The sequence below is a fragment of the Streptomyces sp. NPDC057654 genome (assembly GCF_042800135.1).
Taxonomy (GTDB): Bacteria; Actinomycetota; Actinomycetes; order Streptomycetales; family Streptomycetaceae; genus Streptomyces.
Genome location: NZ_JBHVHQ010000024.1, coordinates 1 through 26,923, shown reverse-complemented (window position 1 = coordinate 26,923; position 26,923 = coordinate 1). Strand labels below are relative to the sequence as shown.

The 26,923-nt window shown below is 67.9% G+C and carries 24 protein-coding genes and 3 pseudogenes; 16 read left to right on the top strand and 11 right to left on the bottom strand.

Translation table 11 applies throughout. The features are described from left to right. The 6 genes and pseudogenes from ACFU99_RS04225 to ACFU99_RS04200 all read right to left on the bottom strand — a co-directional run. On the bottom strand, window positions 1-318 hold a 318-nt coding region (locus ACFU99_RS04225), incomplete at its 3' end, for a winged helix-turn-helix transcriptional regulator (protein WP_384385473.1). Between the two features lie 27 nt (window positions 319-345). Next, window positions 346-543 (bottom strand): annotated as a pseudogene (locus ACFU99_RS04220) (MbtH family protein); the annotation flags it as partial. A 43-nt stretch (window positions 544-586) separates the two neighbouring features. Beyond that, window positions 587-1,303, bottom strand: coding sequence for a tryptophan 2,3-dioxygenase family protein (locus ACFU99_RS04215; protein ID WP_384385468.1), 717 nt, complete (start codon window positions 1,301-1,303; stop codon window positions 587-589). A 4-nt stretch (window positions 1,304-1,307) separates the two neighbouring features. Then, window positions 1,308-2,564: a pyridoxal phosphate-dependent aminotransferase gene (locus ACFU99_RS04210; protein WP_384385465.1), complete on the bottom strand. Its 1,257-nt coding sequence runs from the start codon at window positions 2,562-2,564 to the stop codon at window positions 1,308-1,310. A gap of 40 nt (window positions 2,565-2,604) precedes the next feature. Then, entirely contained in the window at window positions 2,605-3,393 is a 789-nt protein-coding gene (locus ACFU99_RS04205) for an SDR family NAD(P)-dependent oxidoreductase (protein WP_384385463.1), read from the bottom strand. Next, window positions 3,386-4,090: a thioesterase II family protein gene (locus ACFU99_RS04200; protein ID WP_384385461.1), complete on the bottom strand. Its 705-nt coding sequence runs from the start codon at window positions 4,088-4,090 to the stop codon at window positions 3,386-3,388. The genes ACFU99_RS04205 and ACFU99_RS04200 overlap by 8 nt, the downstream gene beginning before the upstream one ends. Window positions 4,091-4,688: 598 nt before the next feature. Between ACFU99_RS04200 and ACFU99_RS04195 the strand changes: the two genes are divergently transcribed. The 3 genes from ACFU99_RS04195 to ACFU99_RS04185 all read left to right on the top strand — a co-directional run bounded on the left by ACFU99_RS04195 (window position 4,689) and on the right by ACFU99_RS04185 (window position 7,439). Further along, a complete protein-coding gene (locus tag ACFU99_RS04195) occupies window positions 4,689-5,123 on the top strand; it encodes a winged helix-turn-helix domain-containing protein (protein WP_384385459.1) in 435 nt (144 codons plus the stop codon). Window positions 5,124-5,307: 184 nt separating this feature from the next. Then, window positions 5,308-6,546 carry a cytochrome P450 gene (locus ACFU99_RS04190; protein WP_384385456.1) on the top strand — a complete coding sequence of 413 codons (1,239 nt, stop codon included), beginning with the start codon at window positions 5,308-5,310 and terminating at the stop codon, window positions 6,544-6,546. Beyond that, window positions 6,543-7,439 (top strand): NAD(P)-dependent oxidoreductase, encoded by an 897-nt coding sequence (locus tag ACFU99_RS04185; RefSeq protein WP_384385453.1) that lies wholly within the window; start codon window positions 6,543-6,545, stop codon window positions 7,437-7,439. Before ACFU99_RS04190 ends, ACFU99_RS04185 begins: the two co-directional genes overlap by 4 nt. A 12-nt stretch (window positions 7,440-7,451) precedes the next feature. Here the strand turns inward: ACFU99_RS04185 and ACFU99_RS04180 are convergent, their stop codons facing one another. Then, window positions 7,452-8,876, bottom strand: coding sequence for a DHA2 family efflux MFS transporter permease subunit (locus ACFU99_RS04180; RefSeq protein WP_384385450.1), 1,425 nt, complete (start codon window positions 8,874-8,876; stop codon window positions 7,452-7,454). A gap of 71 nt (window positions 8,877-8,947) precedes the next feature. Between ACFU99_RS04180 and ACFU99_RS04175 the strand changes: the two genes are divergently transcribed. Then, the gene (locus tag ACFU99_RS04175) at window positions 8,948-9,397 is read left to right on the top strand and encodes a MarR family winged helix-turn-helix transcriptional regulator (protein ID WP_384385448.1); all 450 of its coding nucleotides are present in this window, start codon (window positions 8,948-8,950) and stop codon (window positions 9,395-9,397) included. A gap of 478 nt (window positions 9,398-9,875) precedes the next feature. Here ACFU99_RS04175 and ACFU99_RS04170 read toward each other — a convergent pair whose 3' ends face one another. After that, window positions 9,876-10,508 carry a TetR/AcrR family transcriptional regulator gene (locus ACFU99_RS04170; protein ID WP_384385444.1) on the bottom strand — a complete coding sequence of 211 codons (633 nt, stop codon included), beginning with the start codon at window positions 10,506-10,508 and terminating at the stop codon, window positions 9,876-9,878. Window positions 10,509-10,710: 202 nt separating this feature from the next. On the opposite strand from ACFU99_RS04170, the gene ACFU99_RS04165 reads away from it, so the two are divergent. The 4 genes from ACFU99_RS04165 to ACFU99_RS04150 all read left to right on the top strand — a co-directional run bounded on the left by ACFU99_RS04165 (window position 10,711) and on the right by ACFU99_RS04150 (window position 14,511). After that, a complete protein-coding gene (locus ACFU99_RS04165; protein ID WP_384385441.1) occupies window positions 10,711-12,321 on the top strand; it encodes a CocE/NonD family hydrolase in 1,611 nt (536 codons plus the stop codon). A 71-nt stretch (window positions 12,322-12,392) separates the two neighbouring features. Then, a complete protein-coding gene (locus ACFU99_RS04160; protein ID WP_384385438.1) occupies window positions 12,393-12,977 on the top strand; it encodes an isochorismatase family protein in 585 nt (194 codons plus the stop codon). 9 nt (window positions 12,978-12,986) lie between these two features. Beyond that, window positions 12,987-13,919 carry an alpha/beta fold hydrolase gene (locus ACFU99_RS04155; protein ID WP_384385436.1) on the top strand — a complete coding sequence of 311 codons (933 nt, stop codon included), beginning with the start codon at window positions 12,987-12,989 and terminating at the stop codon, window positions 13,917-13,919. A gap of 49 nt (window positions 13,920-13,968) precedes the next feature. After that, window positions 13,969-14,511 carry a cupin domain-containing protein gene (locus tag ACFU99_RS04150; RefSeq protein ID WP_384385433.1) on the top strand — a complete coding sequence of 181 codons (543 nt, stop codon included), beginning with the start codon at window positions 13,969-13,971 and terminating at the stop codon, window positions 14,509-14,511. A gap of 277 nt (window positions 14,512-14,788) precedes the next feature. Here the strand turns inward: ACFU99_RS04150 and ACFU99_RS04145 are convergent, their stop codons facing one another. Together ACFU99_RS04145 and ACFU99_RS04140 are read right to left on the bottom strand one after the other, a co-directional pair. Then, complete coding sequence (locus tag ACFU99_RS04145; protein ID WP_384385476.1) at window positions 14,789-14,959, bottom strand: hypothetical protein; 171 nt, start codon at window positions 14,957-14,959, stop codon at window positions 14,789-14,791. After that, window positions 14,896-15,260, bottom strand: a pseudogene (locus ACFU99_RS04140) (transposase); the annotation flags it as partial. The pseudogene ACFU99_RS04140 and the gene ACFU99_RS04145, both read right to left, overlap by 64 nt. 255 nt (window positions 15,261-15,515) lie before the next feature. On the opposite strand from ACFU99_RS04140, the gene ACFU99_RS04135 reads away from it, so the two are divergent. The 8 genes from ACFU99_RS04135 to ACFU99_RS04100 all read left to right on the top strand — a co-directional run bounded on the left by ACFU99_RS04135 (window position 15,516) and on the right by ACFU99_RS04100 (window position 25,910). After that, window positions 15,516-15,896 carry an SseB family protein gene (locus ACFU99_RS04135; RefSeq protein WP_384385430.1) on the top strand — a complete coding sequence of 127 codons (381 nt, stop codon included), beginning with the start codon at window positions 15,516-15,518 and terminating at the stop codon, window positions 15,894-15,896. A 35-nt stretch (window positions 15,897-15,931) separates the two neighbouring features. Continuing rightward, window positions 15,932-16,459 (top strand): hypothetical protein, encoded by a 528-nt coding sequence (locus tag ACFU99_RS04130; protein ID WP_384385427.1) that lies wholly within the window; start codon window positions 15,932-15,934, stop codon window positions 16,457-16,459. Then, entirely contained in the window at window positions 16,456-20,874 is a 4,419-nt protein-coding gene (locus tag ACFU99_RS04125) for a DUF6531 domain-containing protein (protein ID WP_384385471.1), read from the top strand. Before ACFU99_RS04130 ends, ACFU99_RS04125 begins: the two co-directional genes overlap by 4 nt. Before the next feature lie 8 nt (window positions 20,875-20,882). Continuing rightward, window positions 20,883-21,251: a hypothetical protein gene (locus tag ACFU99_RS04120; RefSeq protein WP_384385424.1), complete on the top strand. Its 369-nt coding sequence runs from the start codon at window positions 20,883-20,885 to the stop codon at window positions 21,249-21,251. 252 nt (window positions 21,252-21,503) lie between these two features. Further along, on the top strand, window positions 21,504-21,923 hold the full coding sequence (locus ACFU99_RS04115) for a hypothetical protein (protein ID WP_384385421.1): 420 nt from the start codon (window positions 21,504-21,506) through the stop codon (window positions 21,921-21,923). Between the two features lie 561 nt (window positions 21,924-22,484). Then, a complete protein-coding gene (locus ACFU99_RS04110) occupies window positions 22,485-23,582 on the top strand; it encodes an ABC-three component system protein (RefSeq protein WP_384385418.1) in 1,098 nt (365 codons plus the stop codon). Next, a complete protein-coding gene (locus ACFU99_RS04105) occupies window positions 23,579-24,040 on the top strand; it encodes an ABC-three component system middle component 2 (protein ID WP_384385416.1) in 462 nt (153 codons plus the stop codon). Before ACFU99_RS04110 ends, ACFU99_RS04105 begins: the two co-directional genes overlap by 4 nt. Continuing rightward, the gene (locus ACFU99_RS04100; RefSeq protein ID WP_384385413.1) at window positions 24,033-25,910 is read left to right on the top strand and encodes a hypothetical protein; all 1,878 of its coding nucleotides are present in this window, start codon (window positions 24,033-24,035) and stop codon (window positions 25,908-25,910) included. Before ACFU99_RS04105 ends, ACFU99_RS04100 begins: the two co-directional genes overlap by 8 nt. A gap of 838 nt (window positions 25,911-26,748) precedes the next feature. Here ACFU99_RS04100 and ACFU99_RS04095 read toward each other — a convergent pair. Continuing rightward, window positions 26,749-26,923, bottom strand: a pseudogene (locus ACFU99_RS04095) (IS110 family transposase); the annotation flags it as partial.

Below are 26,923 nucleotides of genomic sequence, written 5' to 3'. Positions count from 1 at the left end.
GGTCAGGAGCAACGGCCGCAGGGACCGCCCGAAGGGGGTTGCCGTGTAGGTGGGGCCGCGCTCCGGCGGAGCTGTCGCAGTCGCCTCCAGGAACCCGCGCTCGACCAGGTCGGAGAGCCGTTCCGCCGCTTCTGCGCCGGATATCCGCAGGTGCCTGCGGATATCCGCAGGCCGGGTGTGACCGTCGAAGATCTCGTGCAGCGTCTCAAGGGTCTGCCAGTCGCCGATCCACCGGGTCGCCCGCGCCAGGGGGCAGTCGGGAATCCGCGGTTCCGTCGCCGCCGAAGGCGTTGGTGCGTCGCCGCCGGAAACGGTCACGGAAGCGTCGTCCCGTAGGGCTCCGACCTGCCGCAGACTCTTCGGCCGCAGGTCCGTCCAGTTCTGTTCGACGTAGGCGAGGGCCTCGCGGCGGCTGCCCGGCTCGGCCGCTGTCCGCCAGCCGGCCGGTACGGGAGCGGTCTCGGGCCACAGCGCGTACTGGTCCTCGTCGTTCACCACGACGAGGAAGCGGCCGTCCTCGTCGTCCAGAGGGCTTGTGCTCACGGCGACTCCTGAGGGGCTGGGGGGAGACGAGCAGGCCGGGCGCTCATCCGGCGTGCCGTTCCGCGCAGTCGACGTGTACCTGGCTGCGCAGCTGCCGCAGTTCGGCGAAGGGCAGCGTGATACGCCTCATCAGGTACGCGGCGCCGCTGGTTCCGCCTGTTCCGGTGCCGCCGCCCAGCATCTGCGTCACCAAGGTCACGTGCTCCAGCCGCCAGCGCCAGAACTTGTTGCCGATGTCCAGCAATGCCTCGGCGATTCGGTGGTAGGCGCCGGCGCTCGGCCCGAGCCGGCACACCTCGGCCACCGATGTGCCGCTGTACTTCGCCGCGGACGCGAAGGTCTCGTACAGGCTCCCCGAGCGCTGGTCGTCGCCGATCAACTCACCGAGATACCTGAACTGTTCGGAGTCGGCTCCGCTCGCCGTCCCCAGAAGGGGGCGGAATTCGGCGAAGTGGCGGATGGGCAGCTTCTCCAGTGCGATCACCTGTTCGAGGAGGATGCGCAGCAGTTCCCCCGCCCGCTCCAGGAACTCGATGCTCGTCACGTGGTCGTCGGGGCCGCGTCCGGGCTGGAGAAGGTCGATCGCGGCCTCGACATCGGCGACGATCTGTTTGAGCCACAGCTCGCACGACTGGTGCGCGACGACGAAGAAGTGCTCGGAGAGGGTGACCGAGCGCTCCGCGCTGCGCGGGACACGGGGTTCCTGTAGAGACAGCAGGGTGTCGAGTTTGAGATAGTCCGCGTAGGTCAAGGTGTCCACGGCGTCATCCCGCCTCACATTGCCGGACGAATTCGAGAATCCGGTCCAGTCCGAGTCGCAGTTGCTTCGGGTCGCCGCAGAAGGCGATCCTGACCAGGCTCCGGGCCCAGGGCGCGAAGTCCACCGACGCCACGTGGCCGCTGGGCGCCAGTGTGGGGCGCATCGCGAAGCCGGCCGCCGGAACGACCGCCACACCGTGGGTGTCCAACAGCCGGGCGGCGAAGGTTTCCGCGTCCAGGCCCGTAACGGTCACATCCAGCAGGGCGTACCAGCCTCCTGCGGGCAGTTCGGTCAGCAGACCCGCCTCGCACAGCGCGGGCAGCGACTCGGCACGGTTGCGGGCCACGAGCGCGGCGTTCGCGGCGATGGCGTCGCGGGCGTCCAGCGCGGCGATTCCGGCGTACTGGACCGGAGTCGACGGCGCGATGATGCCCGCCTCCTGGACGACCCTCAAGGCGGCGGCCGTCCGGGCGTTGGCGGTGACCACGTACCCGAGTCGATAGCCGGTCATGGCGGCGCTCTTGGAGAAGCTGTACGTGCTGTGCACGAGGCGCTCGTCGTCGGGGAGGCCGCGTTCCAGCGATGCGATGGAGAAGTGCTCGCCCTCGTACACGTAGTGCTCGTACGCCTCGTCGCTGATGATCTGCCAGCCCTGCCGGTGGGCGAGGTCCAGCAGAGCGGTCTGCGCGGCCCGGTCCAGGACCACTCCGGTCGGGTTCGCCGGGGAGTTCAGCAGCAGCACCCGGGTGCGCGGGGTGGCGGCCGCGAGGATCGCTTCCGGGTCCGGACGGAAACCTGGCCCGAGAGGGTAGAAGACGGGGCGGAATCCGGCGAACAGACTCTGTTGGAGGTGCACCGGCCAGTGGAGTTCGGGGAGCAGGATCTCGGCTCCGGGCTCGACGATCGCCCGTAGCAGGGCTGTCAGCCCCTGGGCCGATCCCGGGCTGACGAAGACCCGGTCCACAGCGGCGTCCAGGTTGTTCTCCGACGCCAGCTTCTCGACCAGCCGCTCGCGCAGGGGGGCGATGCCTTCCACGGAGGTGTATTTGGTGTCGCCCCGCCGCACGGCCGCGTGCACGGCTTCCGCCACCTCGCCGGGCGGGTCGAAGTAGGGGTCACCGACGTGGAGTTTCACCACGTCGACGCCGGCCGTTCGTTCCGTCTCCTCGGCTTTGCGGTAGACGTCGAGGAGACAGGATGTCGGCACTGTGGACGCGAGCGGTATCGAGGTCGGTTCGAGGCTTGTGGTGCCAGGGCTCATTGCTCCTCCGGGTTCCAAGGCAGGGATGTCGTGTGTCCCGTCATGACGTGCGTCCTCCGTCCACTGGGATCAGCGCCCCCGTGACCCAGCCGGACATCGCCGGATCGAGCAGGCAGCACACCCATCGGCCGATCTCCCTGCCGCGCCCGAATCGACCCATGGGGGTCGCCGCGGTGAGGTTCTCGGCGAGCTGTCGTCGGTCCGTCTCCGTCAGCCCGGTCTCGTGCCACATGGGTGTGTCGACCGGACCGGGAAGGATCGCGTTGACACGCACTTCGGGAGCCAGCTCCCGGGCCAGTGAACGGGTCAGGCTGTTGAGCGCTGCTTTGCTCGCGCCGTAGAACGACCGCTCGGGCATGGCCAAGGCGCCGGCCACCGACGAGATGTTCACCACGGAGCCGCGGTGCGCGCGAAGCTGCGGCAGCGCACACCGGATCAGGTCTGCGGGCGCCCGGACATTGACTCGCAGCACGGCGTCCAGCTCCTCCGGGTCGATCTCGTCGAGTCGGCCGAACCGGGCGAGCCCGGCGTTGTTGACGACCGCGTCCAGCCGACCGAACCGTGTGACGGCCGTGTCGACGATCTGTCGGGGGGAGCCGGGCGTGGCGATGTCCGCCGCCACCGCCTGCACGGCCTCTCCGGCTTGTGCCGCCAGGTCTTCGAGTGGTGCCTTCCGGCGGCCGACAGCCGTGATCCCGGCGCCGGCCTCGACCAGGCATTCGGCGATGGACCGGCCGATGCCCGTGCCCGCACCGGTCACCACGATCGACATCCCGGACAGCGCGCCCTCGCCGGGGGAGCCGTGTGCGCCGTGCTCGTGCTCAGCCACGGCCATCCCTGACAGTGAGGGTGTGCACGATGTCAGCCACCAGACCGTCCGGGTCCACACGTACGTGGAAGTGGCTGCCGGGCCGCGCGCGAAGGGTGAGGCCGCTGACCGTGTGCGTGGCCCATGCGCCGAGGCGGTCGTGCGCCACGAGGGGATCCTCGGGGCTGAAGTAGCAGCGGATCGGGCAGGTCAGCGGCTCTGCGTCGGCCGTTGGGCGGTAGGTTTCGTTCGCTGTCACGTCCGCCCGCAGCGCCGGCAGAACAAGGTCGCGAAATTCGCGGTCCTCCCTCAGCGAAGGGTCGACGGTTCCCAGCGCGCAGACCGAGGACCATAACGCCGCGTCGGACATCAGGTGAGCAAGGCCGCCGCCGGCTTCCCCCGGCGCGAGCGAACCCGACACGAACAGGTGGATCGGCACCGAGTCCAGCGCCTGCAAGGAGGCGGCGGTCTCGTAGGCGACGAGCGCGCCCAGGCTGTGCCCGAACAGCGCGAGGCCCGCCGGTTCCAGTCGCGTCAACTCCGATGCGATGTGAGAGGCCATTGCCCTGACATCCGTGACCGGTATTTCTTCGAACCGTTCGGCTCTGCCGGGGTACTGGACCGTTACGAGTTCCATATGCGGGGGCACCATGCCGAGCCAGGAGTGGTACTCGTTGGCGGACCCACCGGAATGCGGGAAGCACACCAGTCGGGCCATGGGGGGTTCGATGCTTTTCCATTGCCGAATCCAGCTGCGCTGACTTTCTACGAGCATGGCCTGCTGCCCCAACCACTAGAGAGCGTGACATTGGCTGGATCGGAGCCTCGCATGCTGCGCGGCGGGTTCCGGAAGTTCTTTCAGATATCCGTCAGCCGCCGTCGGCGTCGTCCGAGTCCCCGCTCGGGCGCGGGCGGCGGGGCTGGTAGCCGTATGCTCCGGCGGTGCTGGGCGTGGGTTTTTGCGATTCGATGGGTTGACCCATTATGGGTTCAACCTACAACCTGCAATCGGCGCTGCATCGCGCCGCGGGCTGGCGGGCAGCGCCCGGTAGAGGGGTCGCTCGGCCCGCCCGGGCCTCGTCCGAGAGGCGGTCATGAGCGGAATATGAGCTGCCGGTTATGGGCGGCAATGCCGTCCGCTACTCGTCCCAGGGAAGGTGCTATCGGGGTCTTGACGGATCGTTGTAGACGACAGAAAGCACGGGGGAGAAATGTTCCATTTAACGTCCTGCATCAATGTCCCTCTTCTTCGATGGCCTGCGCAATCCGACCTCCGCCGACAATGCCAGAGGGAGGGCATACCGAGGATACTTGTGGTGGAAGGCGACGCCGAGGCGCCGCTGTCGAGTGATCCTTACGAAGACTGGGTCCGGCCTCCGGTGCCCCGCGGGGACCTGGAGCTCCGAAAGGCCGCGCTGCTGAGCCGAAAGGCTCAGGAAAGCAGTCCGGTACTCGACCCCGGCGGCCTGCTCACCTTCGGGTTCCGTTCGGTCTGCCTGACCCGGACGCAGGCATGGCTGATGGACTTCTTGATCGGTCGCCTGGGGGAGGTCACGGGCCGTGAGGAACTGTACGAGCACCTCGGCACGAGGACCGACAGGCCGCCCACGCGCAACTCGTTCGACCTTCACATGATGAGGCTCCGGCAGCGCATCGAGGAAGTACATCTGACCCTCGACACGGTCTGGGGACGCGGCTACGTGCTCCAGTCCCTGGCCGTGAGCGCGCGGGCGGCCGCAATGCTCGCCTAGGGCGGTTCTGATGGATCTCCGCGGCGCTCCTTCACCCACGGAGATCCATCAGAAACGCCCTGGCCGTGTGAGCACCCGGTGCATCGCCCTTGGCGGCGCGGGCGATGCACATCCCGCTGCCGACTGTCCGGACCTGCGCCGTAGCTCAGACAGGAAGCCGTTACCAGACCGCGGAGGAGTCGCCATGTCCTTGAGGAACGAGCCGCAGCACGAGCGATCGGTGGCACAGCCGCCCGCGTATCCGATGGCGCGACCGGCCGGGTGCCCCTTCCAACTGCCGCAGGAACTGGTCCGGTTGAGCAAGGAGGAGCCCAGCAGCCGGATCACTATCTGGAACGGTACGCATCCATGGCTGCTCACGCGGTACGAGGACATCTCCACCGTGCAACGTGATCCGCGATTCAGCGTCGACCGGCAATGGCCCGGCTTTCCGCACGCGTCGTCCGGCGCGCAGCTGCGCAGCGCCGGGAGCCGGATGTTCTTCGGCATGGACGATCCGCGGCACTCGCACTTCCGCCGCATGCTGATACCCGAGTTCAGCATGCCGCGGGTCAGGGCGTTGCAACCCGCGGTGCGGGCCGTCGTCGACGGCCTCCTCGACGACATGGACCGCCGGACACCGCCGGTCGACCTCGTGGACGTATTCGCCGCGCGCGGACCGGCGATGATGCTGTGCGCGCTGCTGGGCCTGCCCTACGACGACCACGAGTTCTTCAGCAAGAACGTACGGGCCCGACTGACGCTGACCACGTCGGAGGAGGACGCGAAGCGCGGCCACAGCGAGCTCGTGTCCTATCTGACCGATCTGATCCGTCGCAGGGAGTCCGAACCGTCGGACGACCTGATCGGACGGCTGGTCACGAACCGTGTGTGCACGGGCGAGATCACGCGCGACGAGGCTCTCGCGCTGATCGAAGTCCTGCTCGCCGCCGGCTATTCGGCGACCGGCGGCACGATCGCGCTCGGCACGGTGGTCCTGCTGCTGCACCCGGAACAGGCATCGGTCATGCGGGACGGCGGCCCGCAGGAAGTGGCCACGGCGGTCGAGGAACTGATCCGCTACGTCAACACTACGCACCTGGGCCGACGGCGGGTGGCGCGGGAGGATGTCCGTATCGGTGGCGTGACGATCCGTGCGGGCGAGGGGGTGATCGCGGCGGACGCGATCGCGAACCGCGACCCGGAGATGTTCGACAACCCCGATGAACTGGATTTGCGGCGCAGCCCCAACCCGCACCTGGTGTTCGGGGTGGGTGCGCATCAATGCCTCGGCCAGCAGCTCGCCCGCATGCAACTGGCGGTCGCCTACCCCGCGCTGCTGCGGCGCTTCCCCGGTCTGCGCCTCGCGGTGCCGCTGTCCGAGCTTGAGTTCCTGCCGGAGGCGACGGTGTACTCCGTGCGGGAGGTCCCGGTTCAGTGGTGAGCCACAAGACGACGCGCGTGGGCTTCCTCGGGCGCGGAGTTATGGGCGGCCCGATGGCACGGAATCTGCTGAAGGCTGGCTTCGAGGTCACGGGATACAGTGGGGACGAGACGGACATGGACGCCCTTACCGCCGCGGGCGGTTGCCGCGCGGCGAGCGTGGCCGGGGCCGTCCAGGACGCCGACACCGTCATCACCCTCCTCCATGACTCGTCGGACGTCCGCACTGTGGTCCTCGGCGACGACGGGGTCCTGGCGAACGCGCGGGAGGGCGCGCTGCTGATCGAGTGCAGCACCGTTCACCCCGAAGTCTCCCGAGCGCTTGCGGCAGCCGCGGCCGGGAAGGGGGTCCGGATACTGGAAGCGCCGGTGTCCGGGGGTGAGCAGCCGGCCGTCGAAGGCACGTTGACCATCATCGCCGGGGGCGATGCGGCGACGCTGGACGCCGCCCGGCCGGTGCTCCGCGCGCTCGGCGACACGGTCGTACACGTCGGCCCCATCGGTGCCGGACAGGCCGTCAAGGCCGCGAACCGACTGATCGTGGCAGGGACCATCGAGCTGATCGCCGAGTCGCTGGTGCTGCTGGAAGCGCAGGGCGCGGACACGTCGGCGGCGATCGATGTGCTCGCGCACGGGCTGGCGGGCAGCCGGATCCTGGATCGTAAGGCGGCGGCCATGGCCCGGCGAGAGTTCACCGCAGGGTTCCCCGTCGACCTGCATCACAAGGACCTCGGCATCGTGCAGGACGCGGCACGTGAGTCGGGGGTCGCCCTGCCGCTGGGCACCGTTGTCGCCCAGCTCATGGCGGTGTTGAAGGCGCAGGGGCATGGCGCGCTCGACCATGGAGCCCTGCTCAAGGTCGTCGAACAGCTCTCCGGCCGGGCCGGGGGCTGATCGCCGGGGCTCTCACACACCGAGCTCGACGTGTCGCCGCCGCTCCTCGACGGCGAGCCAGCCCGCCAGAACGAGGGCGATGACGATCCCTCCGACCAGCCACCGGCACGCCGTGTGGAACGAGGCGATGCCGGGTGCGCCGGTGTTCCCGAGGACGGCGACGAGCGTCGTGATGCCGATGGAGCCGCCGATGCGCTGGACGATGTTGGCTTCCGCGGTGGCGTCGGGCAGGCGGTCGCGAGGCACCGTCGCATAGGCGACCGACAACGCGGGCATGGCTGCGATCCCCAGGCCGAAGCCGGTGAGGACCTGGAGAGCTTCGATCAGGACCAGGTTGACCTGAGACCCGAGGACGGTCAGCGGCGCGACGCTCGCGGCACTGAGAGCGAGACCGGCGACGGAGATGACCCCTCCGCCGATCCTGTCGGTGAGCAGGCCGCCGAAGGGCATGGACAGCGCGGCGCCGCCGCCGATCGCGGCCATCAACAGCCCGGTGTGCACCACGCTCTCGCTCCGGTACAACTGGAAGTACAGCGGGAACAGCGCCATGCTGCCCAGCAGCGCGGCGCCGGTGAAGAACACCGAGACCACGGCGGCGGCGTAGACGCGGTTGCCGAACAAGCGGAGGTCAAGAACCGGGGCGGCCGTGGTGAGGCTCCGGCGGCCGAACGCCGCGAGCGCGACGAGGCCCAGCGGCACGGTGGCAAGGATCTGGGCGCTGGAGATGCTGTGGGCGCGGCCGATGGCGCTGACGCCGTAGATGGTCAGGGGCAGGCCGATCGCGATCAGCCCGAATCCGAGGCCGTCGAAGGGCCTGCCCCGCACCGGCTCGCCGCGGGGCACGATCCGCAGACCGAACAGCAGCGCGACGAGCCCGACCGGAATGTTGACCAGGAACAGCCACCGCCAGGACAGACCGCTGATGAGCAGCCCGCCGACGGTCGGGCCGATGACCGGGCCGAGGACCGAGACGACCTTCATGGAGTTGAGGACCCGGCCCATCCGCTGGGGCCCGGCGAGATGGCCGACCACGGTCTGGCCGGTGGGCACGAGCAGCGCCCCCGCGGCGCCCTGCACCACGCGCAGCGCTACGAGCCATGCCAGGTTCGGGGCCAGTGAGCACAGGCCGGACGCCGCGACGAAGCCGGCGAGCGCGAAGAGCCACAGTCGGCCGGGGCCGACGCGTCGGCTCAGCCACGCGGTGAACGGCAGGAATGCCGCGAAGGCTATGAGGTAACCGCTCGTCAGCCACTGCACTTGTGACAACGGCGCGTGTAAGTTCCGGCCGATGGTCTTGAACCCGACATTGACCAGGGAGGAGCCGAGGGTGGACATGAACGAGCCGACGATGATCACGCCGGCCACTCGCCACACCTCCATGGGGACCTTCGGCAGCGGCGTCGGGTGCGTGGCCGAGCGGTTGACGAGCTTGGACACATCACTCCTATCAAGGGGCGTCCAATGATGGGTGACTCCCATTGTTGCATGTATGAAGGTAAGGTTCACCCATGCCAGTCGAAGAACTTCCCTCGCGCCCTCCGGTGCTGCTCAACCTGCCGGTCTTCGCCCTCTCCCGCCTCGGCAACGTCCTCCGCGGCGCGGTCAAGGACGCCTTCGAGAAAGAAGCCCTGTCCTGGCGGGAGCACCTCGTCCTGCTGTGCGTGAAGGAGTACGCGGAGCTTTCGCAGCGCGAGCTGGCAGGTCTGATGTCGATGGACGCCAGCGACCTGGTCAAGGTCCTCGACGGGATGGAACGCGCGGGCCGCCTCCGCCGCCGCCCCGCCCCCAACGACCGCCGCCGCCATCTCCTGTCCATCACCGCGGACGGGGACGAAGTCCTTCAGCGGGGCCGGCGCATCCTGGACCGGGCCACCGCGAGATCCCTGGCCCCGCTCAACAGCGACGAACGCAGAAACCTGCACCAACTCGTCCTGCGCGCACTCGACTCCAAGAACTGAACGGGAGGGGGCGTCCCTCCGCAGGCGCCGCACAGAACGGAGCGGCAACGAAAGACCGCATGTGTTCTCCCCTGCCCGGGAACACCGGGTGCCTGGGTGTATGCGGCACGGTGGGCACACCGCGCGTAAGCGGGGGACCTTGAGTCGGACACCTTGAGATGGCATTGCGTCGGCGCTTGCGCCCCTGCCGAGTCCGACCTCAACCCGACCGAGGGTGTGTGTGCCCACCTGAAGCACAGCCTTGGAAACCTGGCCGCGTGCACCACGGTCGAACGACACCGGTCCGGCAATTTCTCCAGTGCGCCCCTCCTGAGGCAGCCGGCGCGAGCCGACCCGGTACAGCGTCCCGGCCGCCGCGTCGCCGCGCACATCGGCGAACCGGCGCTCGCCAGGGATACTCCGGGCGGGCATGGACGGACGCCTGGTCGTCGGCCCGTCGCAGGCGTCGCGATGCGGGGGAGTCGCGGTCGGAGTCGGGTTACGAGTGTTGTTTGAAGGCGCTCTCGATGCTCGTGCGTTCGACAAGGGGGGCCGGCACCTTTGCCGGCCCTCCGGCCGCCAGGCCGTTCAGGAAGAGGGCGATCTGGCGTCGCGCGATGTGGTCCCAGTTCGGGCCGTGTGCCAGGGGCTGCGTGGTGATCGCGCTGTGGATGATGATGTCGGTGGCGTTGACCGGCGCGTGGACGCTGCCGTCGGACCGACCGGCGTCGATGAAGCTGTCGAGCCGCCGGTTGATGGCCTCGCGTGCTTCGACGGCGGCCGGGCTGACCAGTGGCGGTGCGCCGTGCAGCGGCAGGACCATCTGGTCACGGACGGCGAGTGCACCCTCCAGGTACCGTGCGATCGCGTCCAGGCCGCTGATGCCTTCCTCGTTCTCGATCTCGTCCAGAAGGGCGTTGAGCAGGCCGTACGCGCGGTACTCCAAGGCGTGCAGCAGGGCGTCGCGGTCCGGGTAGCTGCGGTAGAGGGTCCCGATGCCGAGGCCGGCTTCGGCCGCGATGCTGGCCAGCGGGACGTTGCGGCCCTCCCGGAGCATCGCCGCGGCAGCGGCCGCGAGGAGCCGTTCGCGGTTGGCCTCCGCGTCGCGGCGGACTTTGCGAGGGCGGGGCATCGGTTCTCCTCGAAGTGACGCGACGTACGGCTCAGTCTAACTGTGGACAGTTCCGGTGAGCGTGGGCTAGCGTCCATTAAGCGGACGAAATGTTCCGCATTTCTGGCGGTCCCACGGCTCCGACTGTCCGGCGGTGCAGGCGGGTGCACGGCTGCGGATGGTGCGCCGCCGATCGAGAAGGGAACGAACAGACGTGGTAGACGTGGCAGTGACCCCGTTCGAGACCGAGTTACGCACCCGCGCCGGCGATGTCGTACGGGCCGATGTGTACCTCCCGGAGGACGCTTCCGGCCCCCTTCCGGTCCTGTTGGGTGCGTCGCCGTACCAAAAGTCGCTCCGCCGGCTCCCGCCGCACCCGATCTTCCCGTTCACCGAGTACGGCCCGATCCAGTTCTACCTCGACCACGGCTACGCCTACGTGGCCATGGATCTGCCCGGCACCGGACGCTCCGAAGGCACGTGGGACCCGGTTTCCCGTCAGGAAGGGGAAGCCGTCCACGACATGATCGAGCACGTCGCGGCTCAGGACTGGGCCACCGGCGCGGTCGGCATGATCGGCATGTCCCACTACTGCTGGAGCCAGTGGAACGCTGCGCGCACGCGCCCGCCCCACCTGAAGACGATCGTCGCCTACGACGGCGCCACGGACATGTACCGGGACTGGATGTACCACGGCGGAATCCCCACCCAGGGGTTCTTCTCGTCCTGGCTCTTCGGGTCGGTTCTCATGCAACACCAGCTCAACGGGATCGACTTCCACACCGGCGGCAAGGACCGGTTCGTCTACGACGCGCTCAGCCACCCGTTCGACGACGAGTGGCAGCAGCGCCGGTCCCCGTTCTGGGAACTGGACCAGGTCGATATCCCGGTGTTCTCGATCGGTGTGTGGGGCAAGGCATCGCTGCACCTGCGCGGCAACTTCACCGGCTACGAACGTGTCACCGGTCCCAAGCAGCTCTTGGTCGCGCACCCCGACAGCTTCGCCGGCGCCCAGCGGTACTTCTTCGACGAGGACTTCCACCGGACCGAGCTGCTGCCGTGGTACGACCACCACCTCAAGGGGGCGGACAACGGCGTGATGGACCGGCCCGCCGTCCGGTTCTACGTGAACAACGAGGGCACCTACCGTTCCGCCGCCGCCTGGCCGCCCCCCGATGCGCAGACCACTGCCTTCTATCTCTCCGGCGACCGTAGTGGAACGGTGACGTCGCTGAACGACGGGTCTCTCACCTCGTCGCCGCCCACGGCAGGGCCGGACAGCACATCCTGGTCCTATCCGGACCCGCAGTGGGCAGCGGGCGTCACCGTCTTCGACGCCGACGGCAGGCCCGACCACACCGCACGGGTAACCACCTTCACGTCCGAACCGATGGACTGCGACCGGGAGTTCACCGGCCAGGGCGTGCTGACACTGCACACCTCGACCGACCAGCAAGACCTCGACCTCATGGTGTCGGTGTACTTGGTGCCAGGCTCGGGAACGGCGCGGCCGACGCGGGTCAGCCAGGGGTGGCTGCGCGCGTCGCAGCGGGCCGAGGTGCCCGAGCTGACCAGCCCGCTGCGTCCCTTCCACGCCCACACCCGGGCCGAACCGCTCACGCCCGGGACGGTGTACGAGCTACGCGTCGAACTGCTGCCGATGTCCTTCCTCGCCCACCGCGGTGACCGGATCCGGCTGGCGATCAGCAACCACGACTCCCCGATCGCGGATGCCCCGCTGACCCACTTCTACGGCCAGAAGGTCGGCACCGACACCTACCACCACGACGACACCCACCCGTCCACCCTCCAACTACAGGAACGACCGCGATGATCACGGTCACCGGAGCGGCCGGAAACGCCGCAAGCCGCGCCGTCCGCAGGCTTCCACCACAAGGAAACATCATGACGATGCAGATGCTCCCGCCCGCCGACACCGCGATGCTGCTGATCGACCACCAGGACGGCACGATGAGCTGGGTCTCCTCGATCGATCAGCAGGTGATGAAGGCCAACGCCATCGCGCTCGCCAGGGCGGCCAAGGCCCTGGACATGCCACTGGTGCTGACCTCGTCGCTGGAGGACCACGCGCAGGGGCCGTTCGCCAAGGAATTCGAGGAGTTCGTCCCGGACGAGGTCGCCGCGCGCATCAAGCGCACCGGCGTCGTCAACGCCTGGGACGACCCCGCGTTCGCCGCGGCGGTCGCCGCGACCGGGCGGCGCATTCTGATCATCGTCGGCGTCACCAACGACGTGTGCACGGTCTACCCCACGCTCAGCGCACTGGCGCTGGGCTACACCGTGCACGTCGTCGCCGACGCGGGCGGCTCGACCAACAAGATCGCCGACGACGCCGCCCTGCGCCAGATGGAACGGGCCGGAGCTGTCATCACGTCGACGAACATGATTCTCACCGGGCTGGCGGGCAACTGGAATTCCCCTGCCGGACAGGCCGTCCTGCCCGCCGTCGCCTCCCTCATCCCGAACTGAGAGCCACCCATGCCCGAGCCCGGCGGCACCGACCCGGACGACACGCTCCCACCGGGATTCACCCGGCGCGCAGCACGCGTCAACGGCACCACCCTGAGCTACCTGATCGGCGGCGACGGTGCTCCTCTCGTGCTGCTGCACGGCTGGCCGCAGACGGCTCTGGCGTGGCGGCACGTGCTGGCACCGCTCGCTCGGCTCGGTTTCACGGTGGTGGCGCCCGATCTGCGCGGGCTCGGTCGGTCCGAGCGGGCGCGGTCCGGCTACGAGAAGGACACGCAAGCGGACGACCTGCACCGGCTGCTCGAATCTCTGCGGCTGAGCCGGGACGTCCGGCTGGTCGGGCACGACATCGGCGGCATGGTCGCCTTCTCCTACGCACGGAGGTTCCCCGGCGTGGTGGAGCGGCTCGTGCTCGCCGAACTCGCGGTTCCCGGGCTGGGTCTGGAGCAGGCCATGGACGTGGCCGCCGGGGGCAGGTGGCACTTCGGCCTGTTCATGGCCCCGGAGGTGCCGGAACTTCTGCTCTCCGGCCACGAACACGCCTTCTTCACCTGGTGGTTCGCCCACCTCGCGGGCACGCCTGGCGCGATCGGCACGGCGGATGTCGCCGCGGTGACCCGCTCCTACTCCGGCGCCGAGTCACTGCGGTGCGGCTTCGAGCACTACCGGACCCTGCTCGCCGACGGGCAGGTCAACCGCACCTGGTACGAGGAGGGCGGCCGACTCACCATGCCGGTGCTCGCGCTGGGCGGTGAGTCGGGAGCCGGCGCCCGGCTCGCCGATGCCCTCCGGCCGGCGGTCCCCGGCGTGATCGCCGGCGTCGTGCCCCGCAGCGGACACTTCGTCGCGGAAGAAGATCCCGGGAGTTTCCTCAAGATCCTCGTCCCCTTCCTGACCGGTACCGCCCACCCCCGAACGCAGTCGGAGACCGTTGCACGCTGACATCGCGACGCACACCACCGGCGGCTCGCCGCCTCGTAGGGAGAGAGTCATGGCTGAGACCCCCCATTCGCCCGGCGGGGCCGGATCCCCCGTCCCGCGCGATGATCCGCAGCGGCAGCTCACGGTCGTTCGTCCCGGCGAGGACGGCAACCTCCGGCATCTGGCGCTCGTCGGCGACATCTACACCATCCTGCTGTCCGGTGAGCAGACCGCCGGCCGGTACTGCCTCATCGAGATGCGCGTCCCGCCGGGCGGCGGTCCGCCGCCGCACCGGCACGACTTCGAGGAGATGTTCACGATCCTGGAAGGACAGATCCGGTTCACCTTCCGCGGGCAGGAAGTCACCGTGAACGCGGGCGAGACCGTGAACATCCCGGCGAACGCGCCGCACTTTTTCCGCAACGTCTCCGGCCGCCCGGCACGCATGCACTGCATGTGCACCCCCGCCGGCCAGGACGAGTACTTCCTGGCCGTCGCCGACCGGGTCTCCAGCGCGACCTCGCAGCCGCCGAAGCTGGACGACGCCGAACTCGCGGCGCGCGGCAGGAAGGCCGCCGACCTTGCCCCGCGTTACCGCACCGAACTGCTGTGAGACCGGGGAGGCGATGAACTCCGCGCGATACGCGTCCACTTCAGGACGCAGGTCGGTCGACGCCCGTCAGTAGGCCGGAAGTTCCCCGCATACGCGCCTGCTGTGAACGACGGTCGAACGACCGCGGCCGTTTGATGAGAGTCGGCAGACCCGCGCGTACCGACCGGTCCACCAGGACGGTGCCGGTCACCTGGTGACCGAGCCGATGAGCACGCGAAGAACGCGGAGCGGGCCGGCCGCGACCCCCGCCCCGGGGCCGCCGAAGAGGCGGGCGCGATTACCGGTCCCGCTGAGGGCCGTTCGCGAGCTGGTCCAGCCACTGCGTGAGAAGGGCGGCTTCCGCCGGGCTGAGCGCGGTGTCCGGCGACTGGTGCAGCAGCGCCCTCAGCCGGGCCGCGGTGGCGGGTACGGGCACGTCGTCCGTGGTGTCCGCCGGGCCGCGGGACACGGTGTCCAGGGCCAGTGGACGGCGAGGCGGAGGATCCGCCGATGGCTGGTGGTCACGAGCTGTCCGGCCGCGGTGACAGGCGGAGCCGCAGGCGGCGGGGCTGCCAGAGTCCGGCCTTCCCCGTCAGCGCGAGCATCGGCATCCAGGCCAGCAGGGCTAGCGCGATCTGGACGATCTCCAGCCAGATGTGGTTCTGGGCCGTGCCGTGCGGGGGCAGGTTGCGTCGGCCGGTGGCGCGGGCGGCGCGGATGCGGTCCTCGGCGCGGGCCCGCTGGCGGTGCCACGGCTTCAGCTCGGCGATCAGCCAAGGGCGGATGGCGCCCCTTGCCCCGAAGCCTGGCACCTCCATCTCACCGAGCGAATTCCCCTCTACAACACCCCAGCACCCGTACTCCGCGAACTGGCAATAGGCGTTGGCGTGGGTGGATGGGGTGTTGAGTCGTTGGCGAACGTCGTGAAGCAATGCGGAGTTGGGAACAGGTGGACGTGTAGTCGCACGGACGTGCCACTATGTGACCGATGGTCTGTCCGGTGGCGTAACGGGGGGAGGGGCGGTATGTCGCTGCGTGACCTGGTGCAGCAGGAGGCGGTCGCGAGCATGACTCCGGCGGAGCGTCTGGCGCAACTGTGCTCCGCAAGGCTGTATTTCCAGCGGCCGGAGCAGCCCGGCTTCTTCGTCGCGGAGACGCTGGAAGGACCGGTGGCGCCGGTATTTACTTCCTGGGAGGGGCTTGCCCTTTTCGCGGGGGCGTGCGAATGGGCGTCCACTACCGCGGCGGACTTGGTGGAGTTGCTGCCGGAGGGGGTCGGGGTGCTGGTCGATCCGCTGGGGCCGCGTCCGTTCGTGCTGGATGCGGACGCGGTGATGGCCGGCGCGTCGGCGGATGCCGTTGGTGCCGAACACGGAAGTGCTGAAGCGACCGAAGCCCGCGGGTAGTAGGCGTGGCGGGGAACGACGGGGACGGTAGGGGTATGTCCGATGGGAACCGGCCGGCGCCTGGTGCGGGGTATGCGGTGGAAATTTCCGGGGTCCGTAAGGTAATGAAGCCGCTGGAGGAGTCGGTTGTGGCGGCTCACAAGATCAAGGATGACTGGAAGGCGATGGCCAAGGGCATCGAATCGGCGGCGACGGTCGATATCGAGAAGCCTGCCAAGGATGTGCTCTCCGAGTGGGGCTATGGCATGGGCCGCATCGCCCAGCACACCGACTATGTCCTGGAGACGCTGCGGAAGGTTCTCTCGGCCTATGTCATGGCCGATCTTCTGCAGGTCAAGAATTTCTCTCCGACTGAGGACAACATGGCCAAGCTTCCCGTCGGTGATCACGGACTGGAGGTCTGGGAAGAGGGGCATCGGGGGAAATTCGACCCTGCGCCGAAGAGCCTCCAGGAACAGTGGGACGAAGAGCCAAAGCCCAAAAAGACGCCTCGGATCCGTCGCTTCGGCAACCAGCAGATCGTCGACTGGGAGGACAACTACGACGGGGGCACTATCGCATGACCACGAAGGACGCAACCGAGGGTGCCTCACCCGGTGGCACCGAGCGTATACCGCCGCATGCCGAGCCCAGCGATGTCATCATCGGCGACCCGGGCAAGATTGACGATCTGGTGGTCAAGCTCCGCGCGTATGCGGGGGCTTTCCACGACGGCAATGAAAAGCTGGGCGTTCTCGTGCGGATGCCGTGGACGGGCGAGGCTGCCCAGTCCTTCGAGGATTCCGTCAAGGCGCTTCCGCGGGATCTGGCGGCGGGTCGGAAGTATTTCACCTCCGCGGCCGATGCGCTGGCTGCCTATGCCGACAAGCTGCGGGCCGTCCACAAGCGGGTCAAAACGATCATCGCGGACGCGGACGCCGCGCGTGCCGAGTCCGCCAAACACGCCACGCGGGTGCAGAAGTACAACGCGGCGGTGGACCGCAAGGACGAGGACCTTCCGGACAGGCCACCGGACGACGACCCCGGCTCCGCTGCGCTTGAGGAGTGCTATCGCCGCTTGGACGCCCTGGAGGAGGAACTTCAAGGCGTCGTCGACACCTCCAAGAAGAAGCTGGAGGAGGCGGCGGAGGAGGCGCCGGACGCCCCCAAAGGATGGGCGCGTGCCCAGGACAAGGGACAGAACTTCCTCTACGGCGCCCTGGACACTGTTCGCGGTATCTACAAGCAGGGCGAATATCTGCTTGAGGACGGCTTCGGCGGCTGGTCCATGCAACTTGCCGGCATGGCCGACGGCGTCGTCTACGCGCAGGAGCATCCCAAAGAGTTCGCCAAAGCTGCCGTCAACTGGGACGAATGGCAGCGCAATCCCTTCCGCGCGGCCGGCCAGATCACTCCCGACCTGCTGCTCGCGCTGGCCACGGGAGGCGGGTCCGCCGCGCGCAAAGGTGCCTCCGCCGCCAAGGATGCTGCCAAGCGACTGGCCGGTCGTGAGCGGAGACTGCGCAGGGACGGCAGCGGGCGCGGGCGCGCGGACGGCGAACCGGGCAAGCATGACAAGTGCAAGGGGGAGAAGTGCGGTCTGAACGAGCCGGTGGACGCCGCCACCGGGGAGATGTTCACTTCCGCGACGGACGTCGAACTGCCCGGTGCTCTCCCGCTCGTGCTGGAGCGGCACTATGTCTCGGGGCATCCGTGCGGCGGCTGGTTCGGCCCCACTTGGGCCGGGACGCTGGACCAGCGGTTGGAGCTGGACAAAGAGGGCGTCGTCTACATCGCCGACGACGGCATGGTGCTGACCTACCCTGTCCCCGAGCCCGATGTGCCCACCCTCCCTGCCAGCGGGCCCCGCTGGCCGCTGTCCTGGGACGGCAAGCCGGACGGCACCATGACGATCAGCGCCCCGGAGCGCAACCGCACGCTGCACTTCGCCCCGCTGCCCACCGGCGGACCGGAACTGGCCCTCTCGGCGATCACCGACCGGGCGGGTGAAGGTAACCGCATCACCCTCACCTACGACGAGCAGGGTGCCCCGCAAGAGGTCATACACTCGGGCGGCTACCGCATCGCCGTGGACACCGACCCCGCCCTGCTGCGCATCACCCGCCTTCGTCTGCTGCACGGCCGGGATGGGCAGCGCAGTACCACTCTCGTCTCCTACGCCTACGATGCGGCGGGCAATCTCGCCCAGATCACCAACTCCACGGGCGACCCGCTCCGTTTCCGCTACGACGACCAGCACCGCATCACCTCCTGGCACGACCGCAACGGCACCGCGTTCGGCTATGTCTACGATCACCGCGGCCGGGTCCTGCGCACCGTCGGTCCCGACGGCGCCTTCTCCGGACGCTTCCGCTACGACGAGGCGGCGCGCACCACCCGCTACACCGACTCGATGGGGCACGAGTCGGTGTACGTCTACAACGAGGCATACAAGATCGTCTCGGAGACGGACAACCTTGGTCACACGACCCGCACGGAGTGGGACGAGACCAACCGCCGCCCCGTGACCGTCACCGACCCGCTGGGCCACACCACTCGCTACACCTACGACGACCTCGGCAACCTCACCCGGATCGAACGCCCCGACGGCACCGTCGTCACCGCCCTCTACGACGATAACTGCCTTCCGCTGGAGATCCGCGACCCGAACGGCGGCGTGTGGCGCCATGCCTACGACGACCTCGGCAACCGCACTTCCACCACGGACCCCACCGGCGCAGTCACCGGCTACGCCTACAACGACGCGGGGCACCTGACCGGGATCACCGACCCGCTGGGGCACACGACGACCGTCACCCCGAACCCGGCCGGCCTCCCGACCGCCCTCACTGACCCCCTCGGCCACACCACCCACGTCCAGCGCGGCCCCCATGGGCGCCCGACCGCCCTCACCGACCCCCTCGGCCACACCACTCGCCACGGCTGGACCATCGAGGGCAAACCCGCCTGGCGCGAGAACCCCGACGGCACCCGCGAGACCTGGGAGTGGGACGGCGAGGGCAACCTCGTCACCCACATCAACGCCGCAGGCCACACCACCTCCTACACCCATACACACTTCGACCTCCCCGCTACCCGCACCGATCCCGACGGCGCGGAGTACGCCTTCACCTACGACACCGAACTGAGGCTCGTAGGAGTCACCAACCCGCAGGGCAGGACGTGGCGTTACGCGTATGATCCGGCGGGCCGCTTGACTGCGGAGACCGACTTCAATGGCGCGACGCGAACGTACGAACTGGACGCCGCCGGCGGTCTCGTCGCGCGCTCGAACACACTGGGCGAACGGCTGACCTACACCCTCGACCCGCTCGGTCGCCCCGTTGAGCAGCGGGACGAGACCAGCGGCGAGACCACGACCTACGTCTATGACGCGGCCGGATCGCTGATACGCACGGCGAACCAGGCGGCAACGGTCTTTCTGGAACGAGACCCGTTGGGCCGCGTGCTGTCCGAGGCGGTCAACGACCGCACAGTGTCCTCCACCTACGATGCGGTGGGCAACCGGACGAGTCGCACGACACCGTCGGGGCACACGTCGACATGGACGTACGACGCGGCGAGCCGGCCGGTGAGCATGGCGACGGAGGGCGGTGCCCTCTCGTTCTCGTACGACGCGGCGGGCCGCGAGACGCGCCGCCGCCTGGGGGAGTTCACCGAACTGACCCAGTGCTGGGACGCCACCGACCGCCTCACCACCCAGAGCATCACTGCCCAGGAAGGTGACGTACTCCAGCACCGCAGCTATACCTACCGTCCTGACGGATATGTCACCGAAATCCGCGAACTCACTTCGGGTACCCGTCACTTCGACCTCGACCGGGCGGGTCGTGTCACAGGCGTTCAGGCACAAGGCTGGACGGAGACCTACGCCTACGACGTCACGGGCAACCAGTCCCACGCCGACACCCCGAACCACCCGACGCCGGGCGACAGGGAACACTCCGGCACCCTGATCCGCCGCGCCGGCCGCACGCGTTACGAACACGACACGGCAGGCCGCCTCGTTCGCAAGACCCGCCGCCTCCTCAACGGCCAGACCCAGGTGTGGACGTACGAATGGAACGCCGGGGATCGCCTTGTATCGGTAACGAACCACCAGGGCGAGCGATGGCACTACACCTACGACCCGTTGGGCCGCCGCATATCCAAATCGGGCCCCGAAGCCCATGTCCTGGCCTTCACCTGGGACGGCACCCGTCTCACCGAACAAGCCACCCCGGAGGGTGCGACAACAACGTGGGACTACGCCCGCGCCACCTACCGTCCCCTCGCCCAGACGACCCGAAACCCTCTACAGAAGACCCCCGAGTTCCACGCGGTCGTAACGGACGCGGTCGGTACGCCCACGGAACTGATTGCGGCCAGCGGCCGGTTGGTCTGGGAAGCCCGCACCACCGTCTGGGGCACTCCCCTCCCCGCCCCATCCAATTCAACGGACTGCCCCCTCCGCTACCCCGGCCAGTATGCCGACCTTGAATCGGGCCTGAACTACAACTACTTCCGCTACTACGACCCCGAGACCGCCCGCTTCCTCACCCCGGACCCCCTCGGCCTTGTACCGGCGCCCCACCACCACGGCTACGTCCACAACCCGCTCACCTGGATGGACCCCCTCGGCCTCCAGGGATGCGGCATTGATGATGACACGTACGACGCTCTGGATGAGAAGTACGGAAACCGTGTGGCGGACGGTGTGGATCACGACGTACAGCGGATGAACGACGGCTCACCCAGCGCCCCGGCTCATTCTCTCTCGGGCATCGGGTCAGATGCGCATAAGCTAGCCGAATACCTGTCGTCTTACGAAGGCAAGATGACGCACACCGATGCAAAGACGGGGGCGCAGGTCGCCTACGATAGCTCCCGGCGAGATGCCAACGGCGATGGGGTGCTGATTGTTCAGACTCCTTATCGAATTCACGCATACCATATGCCGGAGTCCAGTTTCAATTCAGGGAGGTATCAGTCCAATTGAGATCCCGGATGCGGATCGAGAAGCAGGGGGACGGGCGCTTTTCCGTGACGCTGGGCCCGGCCCAGGCTTCCGTCATGGACGAGTGCCTCCGTCTCGTGGCCGGGACGGGCGCGCGAGACGAGGTGGTGCGGTTCACCTTGGGGAGCCCGAGTGAAGAGGTCGCGGCTCTCACCGAGGAAACACGCAGGGCTAGCCAGGCGAATCACCGTGCGGACTATGTTTTTACCCTCGGTCAATTGCATGCGATCTACGCTGGCCTCACCAGTGCCGTGACAGAATTCGTGTCTGATGAAGACTTTCATCAGCGGACCGGTTGGTATCGCGAGAACGTGACTGCCCTCGCTCGCGAGATTTCCCGCTCGATGCGGGACCTCTAGAGATTTTAAATGGCTGGGGTTACGGAGGCTGGAGGTCGAGTCCGGTCTTGGCGATGAGGCCCTCGATGAGGCAGGGTCGGTACTGCATCCGTTTCAGCCTCGACTTCACCACCCACCTCACCGCCGGGATGCGCCGCTTACGAGTGCCTCTTCCGCACCGGCAGGCTGTTCCGGCCGACGCAGGACGGCAAGCCGATCGGAGGAGCACTATGCCACTGGAGCCCCCGCCAGAAGGTACTCACGTTGCGCCTTGTGGGCGTGGAGGACGGGGCCGAACGGCATTACGTGAGCGGAGCGTTCAAGTCAATCTACCACCTGCTCATCGGCTGGGCCGCTGAGAACGGCGTGAGGCGTCTCGATCTGCAGGGCACCGAACCCTTCCTGAGTAAGGGGACGTTCCAATGGAAGCGTCGGCTCGGCAGCCGGGTGATTGTGCCGCCAAACCACTTCGGCGACAAGCGCCTCTGGCTCCAGGTGTGTCAGGACATTCCGGCCGTACGGGATTTCCTCGTCGTTAATCCGACCCTCGCCAAAACTGCGGACGGCCTGCTCGAGGCAATCTACTTCCACGACGAACAGCGGCCGCCGCAGTTCGACTTCTCGGCGAGGACCCCCGGTGTGGACAGGGCCCGCCACGTCGACCTCGATGAGTACCTCGTGCCCCTGTTATGACCACCTTGGTTCTAGCATCTCTTGCACGGGAGCGTTCCGGTAGGTGTGGCTCCTTCCGAGGGACAGGCTGAGTTGGGTATTTGCCCGTCTGGCTCGAGTGCCGCTCATGGAGATCCTTTCGGAACCAGCAGGTCCCGCCTGCGCGGCGAATCAAGATTGACAGCACGGAGGGGGCGGAGTGCCGCGTGACCCCGACTGTGCCCGAGGCGGGATCCACACACCCAAGGGCCCATCCCCGGGCTCCTGGCTCTGCAGCTGACCTGGCTGAACGGGCGGAGATCGCGCTCTTGGGCCACAAGGGGTTGAGGGCGAACGTCTGCACCAACAGCTGGCGCCGCGCCCCGCGCCCCGCGGCCCGCGACCAGGGCCGCGGACTGACGCTCGAGATAGCCGTTCACGCGGCCACTTTCCGCCATACACCCTCACCCGTCGGCCAATCTCAGGGGCACAAAGCCAGGGAACCGAGCACATCGTTTGGTGGATGGGGTCGGGGGTATGAATTGCGTCTGCTCAGGACTGACGGGGTCTTGCTGTCACCTGGGGCAATGGGGGGATAGCAGGGTGTCTGATTCGTACGGTGCAGGGCCCGCGGGGGCAGAGCAGCCGCCGCTGACCGTGCTAGCTCATGCGCTGCGCATGGCGCCGATGCCCTCGCCCAAGCAGTTGGTGTCCTTCTACGACCCCGACCAGTTCGAGGAGTTCGTCAAGGAGTGGGTCCCGGCGCTGGATGCCAAGTACGCCTTGGTCGAGCGCCATGGCGGCTCAGGCGACCATGGTGTGGACGTGGCGGGCTATCTCTCACACAAGAGGCTGGAGGGGCAGTGGCACAACTATCAGTGCAAGCGATACGCTGCCGCCCTGTCCTGGGGCACGGCGGCCGGGGAAATGCGCAAGATGTTCGTGGCCGCCGCAGCCGGTGCGTTTACGGTCCCCACCCGCTACGTCTTCGTGGCTCCGATCATCTCGCGCAGCCTGCCCCGGCAGTTCGCAAAGCCGACCGAGTGTCGGACCAAATTTCTGCAGGAACTGTCCACCACCCGGGACAAGCTCGTGACCGCGCTCACCGATGAGCAGCGTCGAACCGTCGAGGAGCTGGCGGCGAACACCGACTTCGCCATATTCGAGTGTGTGGATCTGGACGAGATGCTCGAGCTGCACAAGACGACCTCACACTATGTGGATCGCTTCCCCTATGCCCCCTTCGACCAGGGGCCCCAGCAGCTGATTCCTCCGCCGCAGCATCGTGACGACGAGACCCGCTACGTCCAGTGCCTTGTGGACGTCTACTGCGAGCGCTTTCCCAGCGCCATCGGCGGCCTGGACGATGTGCCCGCCGTCGAGGAGGCCAACGAACACCTCAAGCGGCAGCGCGAGGCATTCTATGCCGCCGAGGCGGTGCGCGTGTTCGCTCGCGATGCCACGCAGCCAGCGTACTTCGAACGGGTGAAGAAGGACGTGTACGACATTGTCGTGGAAGTGGCAGCCCGCTCCTACCCGGACGGCTGGGAGCGGCACGGCGCGGTCATGGCCGTGGCCGGCACCGTCCAGCTGACCCCGACGGTACTTACGCCCTTCGTCGAGACGAACGCTCGTAAAGGGGTATGCCATCACCTGGCGAACGAGAGCCGTCTGACATGGTGCCGGGAGGGAGAGAAGTGAACCCGCTCAACAGTCCGCTCGAAGTCGGTGTGCGCGCGCTCGTCCTTCTGGCCGAGAGCCATCCCGAACCCATGGACATCGCGCAGCTGGTCGCCCTGGACCATGTGGTGCTCCACAGCGGCGACTTCAACGGGCCCCCCAGCCTTCATCCCAACCTGCCGGCACGTGGGGGCGAGCTCGGGATGAAACGGGTCGTCCTGGAGGAGGCACTGCTCGTGCTGATCCGTGCCGGACTCGCCAGCATCGTCGATGACAACCAGGGCCTTATGTACAAGGCCACCGACCGGGGGCCTGCCTTCGTCGATGTGCTGGAGGCGTCCTACGTGGACTCTCTGCGCGAGCGCGCCGCGTGGGCGGTGCACCGGTTCGCGGCGCGATCGGACGCGCGCGCCGCGACACAGGAGATCATCGAACGGGCATCCGCCCAACTCGCGCGAAGCGGGGCCGGCTATGAGTGAGCTGCGGCTGGTCCATCTCACCTATGCGGGCATGAACAAGCCCACCGCGAGCGTGGACTTCGGCCCAGCCCTCACTGTGATCTACGGGGCCTCCGACACCGGCAAGTCGTTCATCGTCGAATCCATCGAGTACATGCTCGGTGGCAGCCAGGCCCCCGAGGTGCCGGAAGCCGACGGCTACAGCCAGATCCTTTTAGGACTGCGGCTGCCGGACGGGACGCCGCTGACCCTCATGCGGGCCCCGAACAGCAGCACCATCCACCTTTACCGCAGCGATCATCGCTCGGTGGTGACCGCCCCCGCTGACACCCAGGTCACCGCGGCTCACACAGCACGCAGCAAGAACAGCCTGTCGCTGTTCCTCATGAACGAGCTTGCGCTGGCCGATCTGAGGATCCGCAAGAACGAAGCCGGCGCGAGCCGCAGCCTGGCCCTGCGCGATCTCGTCCATCTTTCCGTCATCCCCGAGACTCGGATGGTCGCCCCGCTGTCCCCGGTCCTCCCCTCGGCCGCGGCCAGCGGCAAGACCGCAGCAGCCTCGGTCATGCGGTTGCTGCTGACCGGTGAAAGCGATCCGGATGTGGACACCGGCCTCAACGCGGGACAGCGCCGGGTCAACAAAGGCAAGATCACTCTGCTCGATCAGATCATCCTCGACCTGCAGAGCAAACTGACCACGAGCGAGAACGTCAGGGAACTTCGGGATCGCCAGGTGCGTCTGCAGGCGTCCATCGACGAGCACTCCACGACCTTACGAGTGATCACAGACCGGCACCTGACGGCGGTCACCACCCGGATGAGGGCGGCCGAGGAACTGGCCACGGTGGAGTCCCGCCTCGGGGAGACCGGCGACTTGGTCTCCCGGTTCCGTCTGCTGGAGGACCAGTACCGCTCTGACCTCGACCGCCTGCAGATGGTGACCGAAGCCGGCAGCCTGCTGGGCTACTTCCGGGTGGGCACCTGCGTGTTCTGCGGCGCTGAGCCCGAGCACCAAAACCCCGGACACAGCGAACACGAGACGACCCAGCTCCACCTAGCCGTCCAGAACGAGACCGCCAAGACCACCAGCCTGCTCGCCGACCTGCTGCCCACGATCGGGGATCTGCTGGTCCAGTTTGAAACGCTCACTCAGCGCCGGGTATCCCTGCTGCGGGACGCCGCGCGCATGGACCAGGAGATCGCCGCCACCCAGGACCAGCTCGCCCCCATGCGCGCCCGCATGGAGGAGCATCTCCACGCCCGCTCGGAGATCGAACGAAACCTCGAACTCCACGAGCGGATCGACGAACTGGAACAGCGACGCTCACGGCTGGACGGAGAAGCGGTGGGACGGGCCCAGCGGCCCGCCGGCTACGTCCCCAACCGGATCCTGACGTCGTTCGACGAGGCGCTGCGCCGCACCTTGGAAGCGTGGAAGGTCCCCTCGGTGGAGTTCGCCGAGTACGACCAGTACGCCATGGACATCCGTGCAGGCGGTCGTGCTCGTTCCAGCCGAGGCAAGGGAGTGCGCTCCGTCCTGCACTCGGCATTCACCACCGCGCTGGCCCATTTCTGTCTGCAACACGGCAGACCGCACCCGGGCTTCATCGTTCTCGACTCACCGGTCGTCACCTATCGGGACCCCATCATGGACGACGAGCCAGTGGGCGAGGATGTCGATCTGACTTCGTACGTGGTCGACCGCTTCTATGGAGACATGCTCGACTTCCCTGGTCAGGCCGTCATCATCGAGAACGGTGACCCGCCCCTCAACGTTTTGTCTGAGGCCCGTATCTACCGCTTCACCGGAACGGGACCGGGCAGGAACGGCTTCTTCCCCACAGACCTCCAGGCGGTCGAGGCGGACGAGGCGGACACGCCGTCGCTCTGAACCGCTGAGCAGACCGCCAGGTGATCCGCCCCTGGGTGCCGACCGGCTATCCGCTGTTCCGGCGGTCCAGCTCCTCAAAGATCTGGCGGCGCAGCTCCGTGCGCGAGCTGGGTGGGCTGTAGACGACCGACGCGGGGCTCGACGGGTGACAGACGCGTGCGGATGTGCCTGTACTGCTCCGGATGGCGTCGCACCAGTTCGTTGCAGGCATGGTCGGCGACCTGCTTCAGCACCGCGTGACTGGAGTCGCGGCGCTCGGCCACGGACAGCGCATCGGTGAGCGAGGTGATCAGATGGATGGCCTCGGCGGGGCGCTGCAGCAGTGCGGCCGCTTGAGATGCGCCGGGTGCGCAGTGTCTGCTGAAGCGTCAGATCGTGGAGACCCGTACAGCGCAGGTTGCCGACGGCCGAGGCGAAGGCGAGCAGATTTTCGGTGAGCTGCTCTCGCCACCGGTTGAGCGCCAGCAGATGGCACAGCACATCTTCACGTTTGTCCTGCCGGGAGGCGTCGGTGAGGGAGGGCCGCTGACCCTCCGAGCGGTGCGGCTTGAGCGACGGGATGCCGGTCTCGGGGCCGATGATCAGGCCTTCGTTGCTTGGGCATTTGGCGTCCGCCGCCGTGGCGGCCGCAGTGAGCTTGTCCTGAAGCTGCCGGTGGAAATTGGCCGGGGCGAATCCGGCGGTCTCGCCCTCCTCGCACAGCCCGACCTCGACCAGGTAGGTACCCAGATCAGGCGGGGGTCGGTGTCGGCGAGCGGTCGGTATAGGCCCATGGGCACGGGGGGTGCCTCTATGTCTTTCGTCAAGGCGCCCCTGTGGGGTGTGGGTGGGTTCGGGGTCATGCGGCGAGTTCGATGTCCTTCGGCTCGCGGGGTTCGTAGAAGGTGCCGTCGCGGAGCATGGCGAACAGGACGCTGGTGCGTTGGCGGGCGAGGCGGAGGAGGGCTTGGGTGTGGGTTTTGCCGCGGGCTCGTTGTTTGTCGTAGTAGGTGCGGGAGGCGGGGTCGGCGTTC

What these genes read in the sequence shown, in the direction of transcription:
- ACFU99_RS04210 (WP_384385465.1), bottom strand. Translation starts at nt 2,564, where the DNA reads ATGAGCCCTGGCACCACAAGCCTCGAACCGACCTCGATACCGCTCGCG.
- ACFU99_RS04200 (WP_384385461.1), bottom strand. Translation starts at nt 4,090, where the DNA reads ATGGCCCGACTGGTGTGCTTCCCGCATTCCGGTGGGTCCGCCAACGAG.
- ACFU99_RS04190 (WP_384385456.1), top strand. Translation starts at nt 5,308, where the DNA reads ATGTCCTTGAGGAACGAGCCGCAGCACGAGCGATCGGTGGCACAGCCG.
- ACFU99_RS04175 (WP_384385448.1), top strand. Translation starts at nt 8,948, where the DNA reads ATGCCAGTCGAAGAACTTCCCTCGCGCCCTCCGGTGCTGCTCAACCTG.
- ACFU99_RS04170 (WP_384385444.1), bottom strand. Translation starts at nt 10,508, where the DNA reads ATGCCCCGCCCTCGCAAAGTCCGCCGCGACGCGGAGGCCAACCGCGAA.
- ACFU99_RS04160 (WP_384385438.1), top strand. Translation starts at nt 12,393, where the DNA reads ATGACGATGCAGATGCTCCCGCCCGCCGACACCGCGATGCTGCTGATC.
- ACFU99_RS04155 (WP_384385436.1), top strand. Translation starts at nt 12,987, where the DNA reads ATGCCCGAGCCCGGCGGCACCGACCCGGACGACACGCTCCCACCGGGA.
- ACFU99_RS04150 (WP_384385433.1), top strand. Translation starts at nt 13,969, where the DNA reads ATGGCTGAGACCCCCCATTCGCCCGGCGGGGCCGGATCCCCCGTCCCG.
- ACFU99_RS04135 (WP_384385430.1), top strand. Translation starts at nt 15,516, where the DNA reads ATGTCGCTGCGTGACCTGGTGCAGCAGGAGGCGGTCGCGAGCATGACT.
- ACFU99_RS04130 (WP_384385427.1), top strand. Translation starts at nt 15,932, where the DNA reads ATGTCCGATGGGAACCGGCCGGCGCCTGGTGCGGGGTATGCGGTGGAA.
- ACFU99_RS04125 (WP_384385471.1), top strand. Translation starts at nt 16,456, where the DNA reads ATGACCACGAAGGACGCAACCGAGGGTGCCTCACCCGGTGGCACCGAG.
- ACFU99_RS04120 (WP_384385424.1), top strand. Translation starts at nt 20,883, where the DNA reads ATGCGGATCGAGAAGCAGGGGGACGGGCGCTTTTCCGTGACGCTGGGC.
- ACFU99_RS04100 (WP_384385413.1), top strand. Translation starts at nt 24,033, where the DNA reads ATGAGTGAGCTGCGGCTGGTCCATCTCACCTATGCGGGCATGAACAAG.